This is a genomic window from Massilia suwonensis (genome assembly GCF_042655665.1).
Classification (GTDB): Bacteria; Pseudomonadota; Gammaproteobacteria; order Burkholderiales; family Burkholderiaceae_D; genus Telluria; species Telluria suwonensis.
The window spans coordinates 130,181-142,503 of record NZ_JBHSMR010000013.1; the positions used below are offsets into that span (position 1 = coordinate 130,181).

The window sequence follows — 12,323 nt, forward strand, 5'->3', positions numbered from 1 at the left end:
CCCACCCTACATTACATCGTCAGCGCCAGGTGTTTTGCCGGCGCTTCGAGCGCACCAGCGCTGTCGTCCAGGCGGAACAAGCGCACCGCGCGCGCCAGTTCCGCCGCCTGGTCCTGCATCGCCTGCGCCGCGGCGCTGGCTTCCTCGACCAGGGCCGCATTGTGCTGGGTCGTCTCGTCCATCTCGCCGATCGCCCGGTTGACCTGCTCGATGCCGTGGCTTTGCTCCTGGCTGGCGGCCGTGATGTCGGCCATGATGTCGGTCACGCGGCCGACGCTGGCCAGCACTTCGTCCATGGTGGCGCCGGCTTTCGAGACCAGCTCGCGTCCGACATCCACTTCGCTGCTCGAGGCGGCGATCAGGGCCTTGATCTCCTTCGCCGCGGCGGCGCTGCGCTGGGCCAGGTTGCGCACCTCGTTGGCGACGACCGCGAAGCCGCGGCCCTGTTCGCCGGCGCGCGCCGCCTCGACGGCCGCGTTCAGCGCCAGGATGTTGGTCTGGAAGGCGATGCCGTCGATGACGCCGGTGATGTCCGAGATCTTGCGCGAGGACTGGTTGATCGACTCCATGGTCTCGACCACCTGCGCCACCATGCTGCCGCCTTTCTGGGCGATGGTCGAGGCGGAGACCGCCAGCGTATTCGCCTGGCGCGCATGCTCGGCGTTCTGGCGCACGGTCTCGGTCAGCTCGCCCATCGAGGACGAGGTCGTGGCCAGGCTGCCGGCCTGCTGCTCGGTGCGGGTGCACAGGTCCTGGTTGCCGGTCGAGATTTCGTTGGAGGCGCTGGCGATCTGCTCGGCGCCCAGGCGCACCTGGCCGACCACGGCGGAGAGCTTGCGGCTGATGCCGTTCATCGCGTCGAGCAGCAGGCCGATCTCGTCGTTCTGGCGGCGCTCGATATTCACCGTCAGGTCGCCGTCGGCGATGCGCACGGCGGCGTCGCGGGCCGCGGCCAGCGGGCGGGTCACGGTGGCGCGCACGAACGCATACAGGATGGCGGCGAAAGCCAGCAAGGCGACCAGGGCGAAGCCGATGTACTGGTTGCGCAGGCGCGTGGCTTCCTCGGTGATCTCGTCGCGGTAGGTGCCGCCGGCGATGACCCAGTTCCACTCCTTGAAAAAGGCAAAGGCGGCGACCTTTTCGCGCGCCATGCTTTCGCCCGGATTCTTCCAGTCGTAGGCGATGTTGCCGGTCTTCTTCTCGAGGATCTCCTTGACGAAGGCGCGGCCATCCGACGCTTTGCTTTCGAGGATGTTGTCGCCTTCGCGCTTCGGGTGCACCAGCAGCTCGCCGTAGGACTTGCCCGGCGCGGCGTTCAGGACGTAGAAGTAGCCCGTCTTGCCGACCTTGATCGCGCGGATGCGCTCCTTCAGCGCGGCGATGTCCTTGCTGATGTCGACGCCGACGTAGAGGGCGCCGACGATCTTGCCTGCGCTGTTCTTGACCGGTTCGTACTGGGTGATGAACTGCTTGCCGAACAGCTTGGCCAGGCCGACGTACACTTTGCCGTCCTTCAGCGCGGCATACGCCGGGCTGGCGCGGTCGAGCACCGTACCGACGGCGCGCTCGCCGTTTTCCTTTTTCACCGAGGTGCTCACGCGCACGAAGTCCTCGCCGTCGGCGACGAAAATGGTAGCGTTGCCGCCGGTCTCCTTGCTGAAGCGGTCCGGTGCGCTGAAGTCGAGGTTCAGCAGCTTGCCTTCATGGGTCAGCGCGGGCACCGGCTTGCCGCCGATATCGACCGGCGCCGCCGGATCGTTTTCGAAAGCGCCTGCAAAGTCGGCGGCGAAGATGCGGCCGAAACTCACGGCTTCGCTGGAGACGGTGCGGTTGAACAGGTCGACGGTATCGACCACGCCCTGCAGTTCGTTCTGCATGCTCTGGTTCGCACGTTCCTCGAGCATCGAGGAGGTGGTGACGGTGATCGTCAGGACCAGGGCGGCAATCAGGATACCGACGAGAGCGAAGCTGAAGGCGCTGATCTTGGTGCCGACATTCCAGTTGGCGGGGTGGTATTTGTTGGACATGGCTGTGCGTGGCAATGACGAATACCGCCGATGATACCAAACACTTGCTTCAGGTCAACAAAATGAGATGACGAAACCCGAAAATCCGGCAATTCTGTATCGATCTACACACAGCTTGCCGGAACGTCAATGCCGAAGCTCATGTTCCACGTGCACGTTATGGAACTGCAGGGCCGCCAGGTTGGCATAGATCCCGCCCAGCGCCACCAGCGAGGCATGGGTGCCGGTTTCGACCACCACGCCGTCTTCCATCACGACGATGCGGTCGGCCCGCTGCACGGTCGCCAGGCGGTGCGCGATGATGACGGTGGTGCGGCCGACCATCGCCGCCTCCAGCGCGCCCTGGACCAGGCGTTCGGATTCGGCGTCCAGCGCGCTGGTGGCTTCGTCGAGCAGCAGCAGAGGAGGATTCTTCAGCAGGGCGCGCGCGATCGCGATGCGCTGGCGCTGGCCGCCCGACAGGCGCACGCCGCGCTCGCCGAGGAAGGAGCGGTAGCCCTGCGGCAGGCGCTCGATGAATTCGTGGGCCGCGGCCAGCTTCGCCACCTGGATGACTTCCTCGTCGCTGGCATCGGGCCGGCCGTAGCGGATGTTTTCCATCGCGTCGGCCGAGAAAATCACGGTATCTTGCGGGACGATGCCGATCGCGCCGCGCAGCGTGTGCAGGTCGAGGTCGCGGATGTCGACGCCGTCGAGCGTGATGGCGCCGGCCTGCGGATCGTAGTAGCGCAGCAGCAGCTGGAACAGGGTGGTCTTGCCGGCGCCCGAAGGGCCGACCACGGCCACCGTCTCGCCGGGCTTGATCGACAGGGAGACGTGCGACAGGGCGGCCGTGTCCGGGCGCGACGGGTAGGCGAAGGTGAGGTCGTGCAGGGCGAGGGCCGCGCCGTTCGAAGAGCGCGCCGGCAGCGGCCGCGGATGCGCAGGATTGCGGATGTCCGAGCGCGCCGCCAGCAGTTCCAGCAGGCGCTCGGTGGCGCCGGCGGCGCGCTGGGCTTCGCCCATGACTTCGGCCAGCGCGCCGATCGAGCCGGCGACGATGGACGCGTAGAGGATGAACTGGCCGAGGTCGCCCCCGGTCATGCTTCCTTCCAGCACCGCATGCGCGCCCAGCCAGAGCACGAAGACGATGGTGCCGAACACCAGCACGATGGCCAGCATGGTGAGGAAGGAACGGGCGCGGATGCGCTGCATGGCGGCATGGAATGCGCCTTCGACCGAGGAGCCGAAGCGCTCGGCCTCGATCTTCTCGTGGGTGTAGGCCTGGACGGTCGGCATGGCGTTCAGGATCTCGCCGGCCAGGGCCGAGGCGTCGGCGATGCGGTCCTGGGAATCGCGCGAGAGTTTACGAACGCGCCGGCCGAACAGCACGATCGGCACGATGACCAGCACCAGCAGCGCGAGGATGATGGCGGTCAGCTTGGCGCTGGTCACGAACAGCATCACCAGGCCGCCGAGGAACAGCAGCGTGTTCCTCAGGGCCAGCGAGATGCTGGTGCCGACTACGGCCTGGATCAGGGTGGTGTCGGTGGTCAGGCGCGAGAGCACTTCGCCGCTCTGCGTGGTCTCGAAGAATTCCGGGCTCTGGTGCACGACGTGGCGGTAGACGGCGCTGCGGATGTCGGCCGTGACGCGCTCGCCCAGCCAGGACACCATGTAGAAACGCGCGGCCGTGGCCACGCCCAGCACCGCGGCGACGCCGAACAGCGCGAGGAAGGTGGCGTCGACATGTTTGATGCTGTGCGCGCCGGCCTGGGCGCCGAAGCCGAGGTCGATCATCTGCTTGAAGGCGGCGGGGATGGCGAGCGTGGCGCCGGCCGCGAACAGCAGGGCGATGCCGGCCAGGACGAACTGGCGGCGGTAGGGGAGCAGGAAGGGAGTCAGGCCCTTGAGGGCGGCGAGGCTGCCTTTGCGTGGTGTACTGGAATCGGTACCGTTACTGCCGGGGGAACGCTTGGTCATCGTGTCGCTTGTTGTTGTTCTGTCTCGTAATTCAAAGTTTCATCCGCTGCACGTACCCCGTCATCTCGAGGTAGCCGTGGCCCGCGGGCACGCCGTCGCGCTCCAGCGTTACCGCGCCTTCCCAGTAGACGGCGCCCGTCGAGCGGCGCGAATCGAGCTCCTGGTCCGGCTGCAGCGGCGCGATTCGCCAGCGCGTGGCGCCCGTCGTGATCGTGGTCGCGACCGGATAATTCGCATTCGTGCGCGGCGATTTCCAGTGCGTCTGCGGCGTAAAGACCACCTGGTCGGGCGTGTAGCGAGTGACTTTGCCGTCGCGTCCGCGCACCGTCGCGTGCGCCCATAGTTTACCACCGTCCTTGGCGCGGATCTGGAAAGCCATCAGCGCGCCGCCGTCGTCGAGATTCGCACCGATCCAGTCCCAGCCCTGGGCCTCGGGCTGCAGCGCTTCGCTCGACCATTCGTGGTCGAACCAGGCAAGCCCTGTCACCGGTCCGGCGGCGCCCGCGCGCCCGGCCACACCCGTCACCTTCAGCTGCGGCAGGCTGTAGTAATAGCTGGCGTGTTGCGCGGCCGGGCCTTTGCGCGAGTAGCCGCCTTCGCCCTGCAGCAGCGGCGGCTGGGTCGGCGACAGCGTCAGTTCCAGCGTCATTTCGGCCGATTTCAACAGAACGCGATAATTCCCGTCAGCCGCGCGCGTCATGCGCCAGTCGTCCAGTTTGATGTCGGTATCGCCCGGTTTGGCCCAGGCCAGACCGAAGCCCTGGCGCGCGCTTCTCTGGTCGTGCACCAGGCGGCCGTGCGCCGGATCGGACAGGGCGGCGTGGCCGATCACCAGCTGGTGCGGGGCAAAGGCGCTCGGGTTGGCCGGATCGTGTTCGGTGCGGCTCCTGAAGAAGGTCACCTGGAAGCCGAGCGGCTTGCCGTCCGATTTCTTCAGCCAGCCGGTGACGTACCACCACTCGGTTCGATAGTCGGGGTGGGCGCCGAAGTCGCGCGGGAAGACCAGCGGCTGGCCCGGTGTCACGGCCGGGAAGGTCGGCGCCGCCGCCTGCGCCAGGCCGGCGACGAACATCAAGATAAGGAACAACAGCCGCATCACCAATCCTCCCGCACCGCGCGCACCGGCCCGCCCGACAAGGCGTACCGTCCCGACACCAGGGCCGTGCCGACCGAAGCCGCGACCAGCACGCCCGCCACGGTGCCGAGCAGGCCCCATGGTAAATGCAGTCCCATGGTCCAGTGGAAGGACTGGGGATTCACGACAAAGACCAAAATCAGGCTGATCACGAGGCCGAGCGCGAAACCGCAGGCCACGCCGAGCAGCGTCAGCAAGCCGCCCTCGCAGGCCAGGATGCCGAGCACCTGGCCGCGCGTCACGCCGACGTGGCGCAGCATGCCGAATTCGCGCGCTCGCGCCAGGGTCTGGGCCGAGAAGGTGGCAGCCACGCCGGACAGGCCGATGACGATGGCGATCGCTTCGAGCAGATAGGTGACGGCGAAGCTGCGGTCGAAGATCTGCAGGCTGGCGGCGCGGATTTCGCCGGGGCGCGCCAGCTGCAGCGCGCCGCCGAAAGGCAGCTTGCGCAGCGCGCCCTCGATGCGGTCTGTGTTCGCTTCGCTGCCGGCGTAGATGGCGGCGTCGGTGACTTCCAATGCGCCGGTCAGGGCACGATAGTCGCTAAGGCGCACGACGATGGAACCGGACTGGTTGGCATAATCGCGCCAGACGCCGGCGACAAAGAAGGCGGCCGGCTTGCCGCCCAGCGGCAGGCTCAGGGTCTGGCCGACCTGCACGCCGTACAGATCGAGCATGGCTTCCGAGACCCAGGCTGGACGTGCGCCGGCGGGCACGGGCTGCGACGCCCCTACCAGGAACAGCAAGCGGCCCGGATCCAGCGCGTTGATGTCGCGCGCGATCAGCACCACGTCCGGCCGGTCGGCCTGCAGCGAGATCGGCCGCGTGCGCAGGAACTGCACCTGTCCGCCGCCCGCTGCGCGGGCGATCGCATCCTGCTCAGGCTTGCCGAAGAAACCCGAACTGCCGCCGGCCGCGCTGCGCACGTATAAATCGGCCGGCAGGATGTGGCGCATCCAGTCGTCGACCGAGATGCGGAAGCTCGCCACCATGATCCCCATCGCCACCATCAGGCTGAAGCTGGCCAGCACGCCGCCCAGCGCGATCGAAGCCTGGCCGGGCGCGTTCGCCAAACGCGAGAACGCGAGGGCCAGCACCGGCGGCGGCGTCGGCACGCGCCGCAGCAGGCGCGCCAAGAGGCGGAAGCTGCTCGAGGCCAGGCGCGGCATCAGGCCGATGCCGCCGATCAGCAGCAGGGCGATCGCGAAGTAGCCGAACAGGGGCAGTTCGAACACGGGCGGGGCAAAAGCGAACACGCCCGCCAACGCCAGGCAGATAAAGGAGGGCCAGACGCGCGACAGCCGGTGCAGGGCCGCTTCGTCGTTGCCGGCCTTGAGGGCGACAGCCGGTTTGGCGCGCGCCGCTTCCAGTGCCGGCGCCAGGCAGCCGAGCAGGGCGACGCCGAGACCGAGCGCGAAGAAGACGAAGGCCGCAACGGGCGTGAACACCACCTGCGGCTTGATGCCCGGGAAGTAGCCGGCGCCGAGGTCGCCCCCAAAAAAGCGCAGCGCCAGCGCGGCCAGCGCATAGCCGGCCGCCACCCCGAGCAGGGCGCCGACCAGGCCCAGGCTGGCGCCTTCGATCAATACCTGGCGCAGCAGCTGGCCGCGTTCCACGCCCAGCACGCGCAGCAGCGCGAACTGGCTGCGCCGCCGCATCACCGACAAGGCCTGGGTCGAAAAGACGAGGAAGGCGCCGGTGAACAGGGCGACCAGGGCCAGCACGGTGAGGTTCACGCGGTAGGCGCGGCTGAGGTTATTGTTGCGGCTTTGCTGGTCGCTGTCGTTCGGCTGCTGGACGCGGAAGCGGCCGGGGAAGCGGCGTTCCAGGTCGGCCGTGAGCCTGGCTTCGAATTCGGCGCGGTTGACGCCGTCGCGCAGTTTGAGATCGACGCGCGAGAGCTTGCCGAGCTGCTTGAAGCGCCACTGCAGGGCGCCGATGTCCATCACGCCGAAGCGCTGGCCGGGCCGGGCGCGCTGCACCGGGCCGGCGACGCGCAGCGAGAAATCGCGGGTGCCGGCGCGTACGCCGAGCGCGGCGCCGGTGCGCAGGTTCAGCCAGCTCTGCGCGGCCGGCGAGAGAAACACGGTGTCGTCGGCGAGCACGTCGCTGCCGCGTCCGTCCTGCGGCACGCCCAGCAAATCCGGTGCGATGTAGCCGGCGCGCAGCGGGTCGATGCCGACCAGGCGCAGCGAGCCTTTCGCGGCGGGGACGGCGGCCTGCACTTCGAGCACGGGCGCGGCCAGCGCCACGCCCTCGTATTCGGCCAGCAGCGGATAGATCGCCTCGTCGAACACGGCTTCGCGTCCGGCCACCTGGACGTCGGCCTGGCCGGACAGGCTCTTGATCGCACTCGAGAATTCGTTGAAGGCGGCGGCGTTGATCAGGTGGATCGCAAAGCCCATGGCCACGCCGACCGCGATCGCGGCCACGGCCAGCACGGCGCGTACGGGATGGGCGCGCCATTCGCCGACCAGCAGCCAACGTGACAGGACGTTCAGGCCGGACATTGCACCGCCAAGGCCTCCGCCTGCCTGCGCGCCTTCAGCCGCGCGCTGGCGCTCGCTTCCTTGCCGGCACGGGCCGCGTCTTCTCCGGCCCATTTGACTTGCAGGCGCAGGCGTTCGCATTTCTGGCGCGTGGCTGCAGCGGTGCGGGCTGCGCGGGCGTTTTCACGTTCCTCGCGCGCGGCCACGACAGAACGTTCCTTCTGCAGCGCGGCCAGGCGCGCCTTGTCACGCTCCAATGCCTGTGCCGCGTCCTTGCTCTCAGGCGCCGGCGGCACCGCCAGCTCGCTCGACTTGCCCACGGCGCAAGGCTGCTCGCCATAGCTGACCTTGCCGTCCACCGTGCATTTGTAGACCGTCTGCGCGGCAGCCGTTCCCACCAGCGCGCACATGCCGAACGCCAACACCATTGCTTTCATGACCTCGTCTCCCTCACAAAATTTTGCCAGGGTTCATGATGCCGAGCGGGTCGAGGGCGCCTTTGATGGCACGCATCATGTTCAGTTCGACGGGGTCCTTGTAGCGTTGCAGGTCTTCGCGTTTCAGGGCGCCGATGCCGTGTTCGGCCGAGATCGAGCCCTCGAATCGTGCCACGCTGTCGTGCACGATGCGGTTGATCGCATCCTGGTTGCCGAGAAAGGTTTCGTGCGAAACGCCGGCAGAAGGCGCGACGTTGTAGTGCAGGTTGCCGTCGCCCAGGTGGCCGAAGCAGACCACCTGGCAGCCGGGGAAGGCCTGCGCCAGCTGGGCGTCGGTGGCGGCAATAAATGCGGCGATCTGCGAGATCGGCAGCGAGACGTCGTGCTTGATGTTCTTGCCGGCGCTGGCCTGGGCCAGCGGGATGTGTTCGCGCAGCTGCCACAGCCCGCTCGACTGGGCGATCGAGGTGGCGACCACCGCATCGTCGGCGAGTCCCCCTTCGAGCGCGGCTTCGATCGCCGCTTCCAGCAAGCCGACCGCATGTTCTTCCGATTCGCTGCTCGACACTTCCAGCAGCGCATACTGCGGATGGCTGCGCGCGAAAGGACGCGGCAGGTGCGGAAAGTGTTTGGAGACCAGCCGGAGGCAAAAGTCCGACATCAGTTCGTAGGCGGTGAGGCTGGAGCCGCACTGATCCTGCATCAGCGACAGCAGAGAGAGGGCGCGCTCCGGCGACTCCATCGCCACCAGGGCCGTGGTCGAGGCTTTCGGCTGCGGGTAGAGCTTCAGCACTGCCGCCGTGATCACGCCCAGCGTGCCTTCGGCGCCCACGAAGAGTTCGCGCAGGGCGTAGCCGGTGTTGTCCTTGCGTAGGCCGCGCAGGCCGTCCCAGATCTCGCCGTTCGGCGTGACGACCTGCAGGCCCAGGCACAGGTCGCGCGTGTTCCCGTAGCGCAGCACGGCGGTGCCGCCGGCATTCGTCGACAGGTTGCCGCCGATGGTGCAGCTGCCTTCGGCCGCCAGCGAGAGGGGAAACAGCAGCCCGTTTTTCGCCGCCGCGTCCTGGATCTGCTGCAGGATGGCGCCGGCCTCGACGGTGATGGTGCGGTTGGTGGTGTCGATCTCGAGGATGCGGTTCATGCGCCGCAGCGAGAGCACGACGGCGGTGCCGCTGGCGTCGGGCACGCTGCCCAGCACCAGGCCGGTGCGCCCGCCCTGCGGCACGATCGGCACCCGTGCCTGCGCACAGGCGGCGACCAGTTGCGCGACCTCGTCGACCGTGGACGGCAGCAGCACCGCCCGCGCCCGGCCGGTGAAGCGGCCGCGCCAGTCGGTGAGGTAGGGCGCCATGTCGATGTGTTCCGACAGCACCCGCGACGCGCCCACGATCGTGCGGCAGCGTCCGAGGAAATCCTCAGTCATGCGGTACTTTTACCTTGTCCAGCAATTCCTTGGCCATGCGCTGCGCCGCCTTCTTGTAGGGACGCAGGTAGAGCAGGGCGCAGGCGAAATAGACGCAGACCAGCGCCACTTCGCCCAGGGCCATCATGCGCGAGAGCTCGAGCGTGTCGCTCCAGGCCCGCACCGCGCCTTCGGCAAAATAAATCAGGATCACCATCGACGACCACTGCAGCGTGTACAGGTCGCGCTTGATGACGCCGCGCAGCGGCACCAGCAGCGGCACCGCCTTCAGGGCCAGCAGCGAGCCGCCCGGGTGCAGCGGGGCGACCCAGATTTCCCAGGCCACCAGCCAGCCGATCAGCCAGATCAGGCTGGCGATGGCGCCGCCATGGAAGAGCTTTTGGGTTTGCATCAGCGTGATTCCTGCAGTGGCGATTGCAGTTTCGCGGCAGCTTCGGCCAGGCGGCGCCCGAGCGCGATCGCCAGGCGTTTTTCGTCTTCGCTGACCTGCTTGTCGCCGTCGATGCCGGCCCAGTGGGTGGCGCCGTAGGGGCTGCCGCCGGTGGACGTGGTCATCAGTTCGGGATGGGTGTAGGGCAGGCCCATAACGAGCATGCCGTGGTGCAGCAGCGGAATCATCATCGACAGCAGGGTCGCTTCCTGGCCGCCGTGCAGGCTGCCGGTGGAGGCGAACACGACCGCCGGTTTGCCCGACAGGGTGCCGGCCAGCCATTCGGCCGCGGTACCGTCGAGGAAATATTTCATCGCCGCCGCCATGTTGCCGAAGCGCGTGGGCGAACCCAGGGCAAGGCCCGCGCATTCGGCCAGGTCGGACAACTCGACATAGGGCGCGCCATCGAGCGGGATGGCGGGCGCCGTCGCTTCGGCCACGGTCGAGACCGCCGGCACGGTGCGCAGGCGGGCTTCAAGCCCGGGCACGCTTTCGATGCCCTGGGCGATCAGCTCGGCCAGCTTGCGGGTGGCGCCGTGGCGCGAGTAGTACAACACGAGTATGGTCAGGGTCGGGTTCATCGTTGGTATTATAGAATGCTTTGCTGGAACAAATGCCCCGGGCGCTATTCAAAACGACAACATGCTTTCGAAAACGGTTACTGCAATCTCGCGTTCCACCAACGACCTGCTGGCCGACGGCTTCGAGCGCGTGCGCGGCCTGACGCTGGCCGAGGTGCAGGACCTGGTGCGCTTCGCGCGGCGCCGCCTGCGCGAGGAAATGCTGCCCCAGGTGGCAGGCAGCCTCACCTTTACGACAACGCTGGCGCTGGTCCCCCTGCTGACGATCGTACTGGCCATTTTTACCACGTTTCCGATCTTCGGTCAGCTCCGCACGGCTTTGGAAACCTGGTTCGCCCAGGCCCTGATGCCCAAGGCGATCTCGAACACGATCATCGCCAACCTGACGCAATTTGCCGACAAGGCCAAGGGGCTCTCGGCCCTGGGCGCGGTGGTGCTGCTGTTCACGACCACGGCGATGATGGGCATGATCGAGCGCGTCTTCAACCAGATCTGGCGCGTGCGCCGGCCGCGCCCGCTGATGCAGCGCATGCTGACTTACTGGGCGCTGATCACCCTCGGACCCTTGCTGTTCGGCCTGTCGATTTCGCTCACGGCCCAGCTGTTCGTGGTGACGGGCGGGGTGACGAAATTCGTGCCCTTCCTCGGCACGCTGCTGTCGACCCTGGCGTCGCTGGCGCTCACCACCGGCGCTTATACGCTGCTGTATGTGGCTGTACCCAACCGCTACGTAAATTGGCGCGACGCCCTGTGGGGCGCGCTGGCCGCGGCGATCGCCTTCGAATTGGCCAAGCGCCTGTTCGCCTTGTTCATCCGGCAGTTTCCGACCTACGCGATCATCTACGGCGCGTTGGCTGCGCTGCCGCTGTTCCTGGTCTGGATGTATTTATCGTGGCTGATCACGCTGCTGGGCGCGGTCGTGGCGGCCGCGCTGCCCGTGATCAAGTACGAGCGATGGTGGCACGTGCCTGCGCCTGGGGGCGTGTTCGTCGATGCGATGGCGGTGCTGAAGGTGCTGCATGGCGGGGCGCATGCGACCGGGTCGGCGCTGGTGTCGTCGGCTGCAATCCGGGCGCACACGCGGATCGGCTACGACGAACTGAGCCTGCTGCTGGAGCAGATGGTGGCGGCCGGCTGGGTGGGGCGCGTGCAGCCGGAGCTGCCGCAGCAGGGGCCGTGGCGGACGAGCGACCGGGCCGGGGCGGATGATTGGGTGCTGCTGGCCGATCCGGACAAGCTGCGCGTGGCGGACGTGTACCGCTTGTTCGTGTTCGGCGGGGCGTTGGCGCCGAATGCGCAGCAGGTGGTGGGGTCGACCTTATCGCTCGATGCCGGGGCCTTGGCGCGGCAGGTGGAAACGGCCGTCGGGCAGGGGCTCGATCAGCCGATCAGCACGTATTTCGCAAATGCGTAGGGTGGAGGGGGGCGCCGAGCCTCCTGACTCCACGCGTTTGCAACGTTCGCAGACTTTCGGCCACATTTCGGCCGCTCTGGCGTGCGCTGACGCGTGGAGTCGGGACTCCACCCTACGGTGCGCCACCGTCTCGATTAAAAACTGACTTTCCCGGTCAGCATCTGCCAATACATCACCCAATCCGCCTTGAACGACAGCCACGGCTGCTTGAAGGTCGCCGGCCGGTTGTGCTCATAGAAGAAATGCCCGATCCACGCGCCGCCATAACCGAACACGAGCGCAACCAGCACCCACCAGGCATTCGCCGTCACGATCGCCGCGGCAAGCGCCAGCAGCGCGCCGGTGCTGCCGATGAAGTGGGTCCGCCGGCAGCGGCGGTCGGCGTGCTGGCTCAGGTAGAAGGGATAGAACTCGGTAAAGGTCAT

Annotated in this window: 10 protein-coding genes; 1 reads left to right on the top strand and 9 read right to left on the bottom strand. The window is 67.4% G+C overall.

The window, feature by feature from the left end:
* Positions 1 to 11 precede the first annotated feature (11 nt).
* From ACFPQ5_RS08500 to wrbA, 8 genes are all read right to left on the bottom strand, one after another.
* Positions 12 to 2,027: a methyl-accepting chemotaxis protein gene (locus ACFPQ5_RS08500; RefSeq protein ID WP_379753550.1), complete on the bottom strand. Its 2,016-nt coding sequence runs from the start codon at positions 2,025 to 2,027 to the stop codon at positions 12 to 14.
* 126 nt (positions 2,028 to 2,153) lie between these two features.
* Positions 2,154 to 3,989, bottom strand: a complete 1,836-nt coding sequence (locus ACFPQ5_RS08505) for an ABC transporter transmembrane domain-containing protein (protein WP_379753553.1) — start codon at positions 3,987 to 3,989, stop codon at positions 2,154 to 2,156.
* A 31-nt stretch (positions 3,990 to 4,020) separates the two neighbouring features.
* On the bottom strand, positions 4,021 to 5,085 hold the full coding sequence (locus ACFPQ5_RS08510) for a lipocalin-like domain-containing protein (protein ID WP_379753556.1): 1,065 nt from the start codon (positions 5,083 to 5,085) through the stop codon (positions 4,021 to 4,023).
* A complete protein-coding gene (locus tag ACFPQ5_RS08515) occupies positions 5,085 to 7,634 on the bottom strand; it encodes an FtsX-like permease family protein (protein WP_379753559.1) in 2,550 nt (849 codons plus the stop codon). The genes ACFPQ5_RS08510 and ACFPQ5_RS08515 overlap by 1 nt, the downstream gene beginning before the upstream one ends.
* Positions 7,622 to 8,050, bottom strand: coding sequence for a DUF4124 domain-containing protein (locus tag ACFPQ5_RS08520; RefSeq protein WP_379753562.1), 429 nt, complete (start codon positions 8,048 to 8,050; stop codon positions 7,622 to 7,624). The genes ACFPQ5_RS08515 and ACFPQ5_RS08520 overlap by 13 nt, the downstream gene beginning before the upstream one ends.
* A 13-nt stretch (positions 8,051 to 8,063) precedes the next feature.
* Positions 8,064 to 9,473: an FAD-binding oxidoreductase gene (locus ACFPQ5_RS08525; protein ID WP_379753565.1), complete on the bottom strand. Its 1,410-nt coding sequence runs from the start codon at positions 9,471 to 9,473 to the stop codon at positions 8,064 to 8,066.
* Positions 9,466 to 9,864, bottom strand: a complete 399-nt coding sequence (locus ACFPQ5_RS08530; protein WP_136218181.1) for a DUF2069 domain-containing protein — start codon at positions 9,862 to 9,864, stop codon at positions 9,466 to 9,468. The genes ACFPQ5_RS08525 and ACFPQ5_RS08530 overlap by 8 nt, the downstream gene beginning before the upstream one ends.
* On the bottom strand, positions 9,864 to 10,484 hold the full coding sequence (gene wrbA, locus ACFPQ5_RS08535) for an NAD(P)H:quinone oxidoreductase (RefSeq protein WP_379753568.1): 621 nt from the start codon (positions 10,482 to 10,484) through the stop codon (positions 9,864 to 9,866). Before wrbA ends, ACFPQ5_RS08530 begins: the two co-directional genes overlap by 1 nt.
* A gap of 61 nt (positions 10,485 to 10,545) precedes the next feature.
* Between wrbA and ACFPQ5_RS08540 the strand changes: the two genes are divergently transcribed.
* A complete protein-coding gene (locus tag ACFPQ5_RS08540) occupies positions 10,546 to 11,898 on the top strand; it encodes a YihY family inner membrane protein (protein WP_379753571.1) in 1,353 nt (450 codons plus the stop codon).
* 134 nt (positions 11,899 to 12,032) lie between these two features.
* On the opposite strand, the gene ACFPQ5_RS08545 is transcribed toward ACFPQ5_RS08540, so the two are convergent.
* Positions 12,033 to 12,323, bottom strand: a complete 291-nt coding sequence (locus ACFPQ5_RS08545) for an Mpo1-like protein (RefSeq protein WP_379753574.1) — start codon at positions 12,321 to 12,323, stop codon at positions 12,033 to 12,035.

Coding starts and splice junctions, on each gene's coding strand:
- ACFPQ5_RS08500 (WP_379753550.1), bottom strand. CDS start 2,027: ATGTCCAACAAATACCACCCCGCCAACTGGAATGTCGGCACCAAGATC.
- ACFPQ5_RS08505 (WP_379753553.1), bottom strand. CDS start 3,989: ATGACCAAGCGTTCCCCCGGCAGTAACGGTACCGATTCCAGTACACCA.
- ACFPQ5_RS08510 (WP_379753556.1), bottom strand. CDS start 5,085: ATGCGGCTGTTGTTCCTTATCTTGATGTTCGTCGCCGGCCTGGCGCAG.
- ACFPQ5_RS08515 (WP_379753559.1), bottom strand. CDS start 7,634: ATGTCCGGCCTGAACGTCCTGTCACGTTGGCTGCTGGTCGGCGAATGG.
- ACFPQ5_RS08520 (WP_379753562.1), bottom strand. CDS start 8,050: ATGAAAGCAATGGTGTTGGCGTTCGGCATGTGCGCGCTGGTGGGAACG.
- ACFPQ5_RS08525 (WP_379753565.1), bottom strand. CDS start 9,473: ATGACTGAGGATTTCCTCGGACGCTGCCGCACGATCGTGGGCGCGTCG.
- ACFPQ5_RS08530 (WP_136218181.1), bottom strand. CDS start 9,864: ATGCAAACCCAAAAGCTCTTCCATGGCGGCGCCATCGCCAGCCTGATC.
- wrbA (WP_379753568.1), bottom strand. CDS start 10,484: ATGAACCCGACCCTGACCATACTCGTGTTGTACTACTCGCGCCACGGC.
- ACFPQ5_RS08540 (WP_379753571.1), top strand. CDS start 10,546: ATGCTTTCGAAAACGGTTACTGCAATCTCGCGTTCCACCAACGACCTG.
- ACFPQ5_RS08545 (WP_379753574.1), bottom strand. CDS start 12,323: ATGACCTTTACCGAGTTCTATCCCTTCTACCTGAGCCAGCACGCCGAC.